The organism is Chamaesiphon sp. VAR_69_metabat_338 (assembly GCF_031423935.1).
In the GTDB taxonomy this organism is placed as follows: domain Bacteria; phylum Cyanobacteriota; class Cyanobacteriia; order Cyanobacteriales; family Chamaesiphonaceae; genus Chamaesiphon.
Genome location: NZ_JANPGM010000597.1, coordinates 1 through 3,150, shown reverse-complemented (window position 1 = coordinate 3,150; position 3,150 = coordinate 1). Strand labels below are relative to the sequence as shown.

The window sequence follows — 3,150 nt, the reverse complement described above, 5'->3', positions numbered from 1 at the left end:
CAGGGGTTGACATCGGAGCAACAGATCGAACGCTGGCTCGCGCTGTATGGTATCGAGCGAGCGGAGTTGGCAGAAATTGCCGTCCGGAATCTCAAGATTGCTAAGTTCAAGCAAGCAACTTGGGGCAGCAAGGTCGCATCGTACTTTCTCAAACGCAAATCCCAGCTCGATCGAGTCGTGTATTAATTAATTCGGACTAGCGAACTAGGCATCGCTCAAGAAATTTATTTTCGCGCTGTCGCTGGCGAACAAAGTTTTGCCGAGCTAGCTAGCGACTATTCTCAAGGGGCTGAGGCTAACACGGGCGGTCTGATCGGCCCCGTCGAGCTAAGTTCGCCGCACCCAGCGATTTCCAGCCTCCTCTCCAGTCAACCCTTAGGCCAGATTTGTCCGCCGCTACAAGTAGAACAGTGGTATATCATCGTTCGTCCCGAACAACTCATCCCCGCCCAATTGGACGAATCAATGCACCAACGGCTGCTCGATGAATTATTTCAAGCTTGGCTCCAAGACCAAATTCGATCGGCATCTATCCCCACACCTCCCACCCCACCAGCACCCACCACTCTCACCACTTTGGAGTGACCGCTCCCCGCTCCCCGCTCCCACTCCCAACTTCCAACTCCCAACTCCGCACTCCCAAATGACCCCCGCCCGGAATAAAATCTACGATTTTTTTGCCAACCTCTTGCCCTTTGCCCAGTTATCCACCGCTGAATTGGACAATTTAGCCGATCGAGCTGAGTTTACGCGCTATCGGATGGGTCAGACAGTGCTGACGCGGGAGCAGATGCCCACACAGATTACGATTGTTTATACGGGTCAACTGCGGCTACTGGCATACAATCCCCAAGATCGGCTGCCGACGACGCTGCAATTATTAGAAAAAGGCGATATCTTGGGCTGGGCGGGAGTAGTAAGGCAGCGACCGAGCGAGACGGCGATCGCTTCGACCGAATCAGTCTGTATTCATGTTCCAGCAGCCTATTTTCAGGCACTAATCGATCGAACGCCGCAATTAGAAGCCTTGTTTTATCTGGGTACCCCGACGATCGAAGTCTACGATCTGCTCGCCGAGCACCTTCAATCTCGTCCCGATGGCGATCTGCTGTTGCAGTCGTTCGGGGTGGCCGATTTGCGCGAATTAGCCCTCAAACTAGCCCCACAAACTACGATCCGCCAGCTCGCGCCTGGTAGGCTGCTAGTCTCCGAACTCGATCCAGATCGCAGTTGGCTGGTGAGTACTGGCGCAATTGGCGGTCATTCCCTCGGTAGTTGTATCGATCCTGGGACTTATCCGATCGACTCCGTCTTAGAGATCCGCAAGCCCGAAGCAGCGAGACTAGTTGGCGTCCCGCTGCTGACGGGTGGAGCCGCAGCTAATCCCGACTTTACGACTGATATCAGTGCCTTTTCACCGACAGCACTAGGAATTCCCTATGCGCCAGACCGGCCGATCGCTGGCGTGTCCGCAGATGAAGACCCCAATACCCAACGGGTAAAGTACCCGATCTTCAAGGGTCGCGGGTCATTAGCTGGGGCGACCGCTTGCTTGAAGATGCTCTGCAAGTATCTCCAAGTGCCGTTTCGACCGGATGTCGTCGATCGCTTATTGAAGAATCAAATTAGCAGTACGGGGACGGTGCCGCTGCAACTATGTGGCGCGATCGCCGAAATGCTGGGGATCGAGGCTCGGATGGTCAAAATTCCCGCTACCGCCATTACCAAGCTCCAGCCACCACTGCTGATTCCCTGGCACGATAGCTGGGCTGTCGTCTATCGGATTACCCCTCAAGAATTGACCCTGGGCGATCCAGAGTCGGGGCTGCGGCGGCTCAAACCTGCCGCCTTTGCCGAAATTTGGGGCGAGGTGGGCGATGTGTTGTTGCTCCAGCGCAGCAACGCCACATCTACAGCCAAATTTGGGCTGAGTTGGTTTATCCCCGCTATTAAGAAGCATCGGCGCGTACTGATTGAGGTGCTGATTGCTTCGCTGTTCGTCCAGATCTTTGGGTTAGCCAATCCCATATTGACGCAGTTAATTATCGATCGGGTCATCGGCGGGAATAGCGTCACAACGTTGAATACGTTTGGGATCTTGTTGGTAACGATCGCGATCGTCGAAGGGATCTTGACAACCTTGCGGACGAATCTCTTTGTCGATACCACCAATCGGATCGATCTTCAGTTGGGATCGGAAATCATCGATCGATTATTTCGGTTGCCGCTCAAATATTTTGAAAAACGCCCCGTCGGCGAACTCGCGACCCGCATTAACGAACTCGAAAATATCCGCCAGTTTTTGACTGGAACGGCACTAACTGTCGTCCTCGATGCGATTTTTTCGGTGGTATATATTGCCGTGATGCTCGCCTATAGCTGGTTGCTGACGATTATCGCGCTGGCAACATTACCCGCCTTTATGCTCCTGACGTGGATTGTCTCGCCGATCGTGCGCGGCCAACTGCGGACTAAAGCCGAACGCAATGCCGCCGCCCAATCTTACCTAGTCGAAGCGATCGGCGGGATTCAAACTATTAAAGCGCAGAACATCGAATTGCGCTCGCGCTGGCAATGGCAATCGAAGTACGCTCGCTATGTGAGTGCGGGCTTCAAAACCGCGCTGACATCCAATACCGCTGGCTCGATTAGCAATTTCCTCAACAAACTTTCGGGGCTGCTGTTGCTATGGGTAGGTACTTACTTGGTATTGGACAAACATCTGACTCTAGGCGAACTGATCGCCTTCAGGATTATTGCTGGTTATACTACCCAACCCTTGCTGCGACTGGTGCAATTGTGGCAGAATTTCCAGGAAACGGCACTGTCGATCGAACGCCTGAGCGATATCCTCGATACTCCGCCAGAAGTGGACAAAGATAATATCAATAACATCACCATGCCCCCGATCGCTGGGCATGTCAAAATCGAAAATCTCACTTTCAGTTTTCCGGGGACTAATATCAACCAACTCAACAACATTAATGCTGAATTTCCAGCGGGTCAATTTGTCGGCATCGTCGGGTTGAGTGGGTCGGGCAAAAGTACCCTGATGAAATTAATTCCGCGTTTGTATCAAATTAACTCTGGGCGAATCGTCATCGATAAGTATGATATTAGCAAAACCGAACTATATTCCTTTCGGCAGCA

General features: G+C 52.7%; 2 protein-coding genes and 2 pseudogenes. All 4 read left to right on the top strand.

Features of this window, described 5'->3' with window-relative positions:
• Positions 1-186: pseudogene (locus tag RMO84_RS16460) on the top strand (peptidylprolyl isomerase); the annotation flags it as partial.
• A gap of 3 nt (positions 187-189) precedes the next feature.
• A pseudogene (locus tag RMO84_RS21405) lies at positions 190-417 on the top strand (peptidylprolyl isomerase); the annotation flags it as partial.
• A 36-nt stretch (positions 418-453) separates the two neighbouring features.
• Positions 454-585, top strand: coding sequence for a hypothetical protein (locus RMO84_RS16455; RefSeq protein ID WP_310489518.1), 132 nt, complete (start codon positions 454-456; stop codon positions 583-585).
• Between the two features lie 58 nt (positions 586-643).
• Positions 644-3,150 (top strand): peptidase domain-containing ABC transporter (locus RMO84_RS16450; protein ID WP_310489517.1); only part of this gene is annotated, 2,507 nt, incomplete at its 3' end.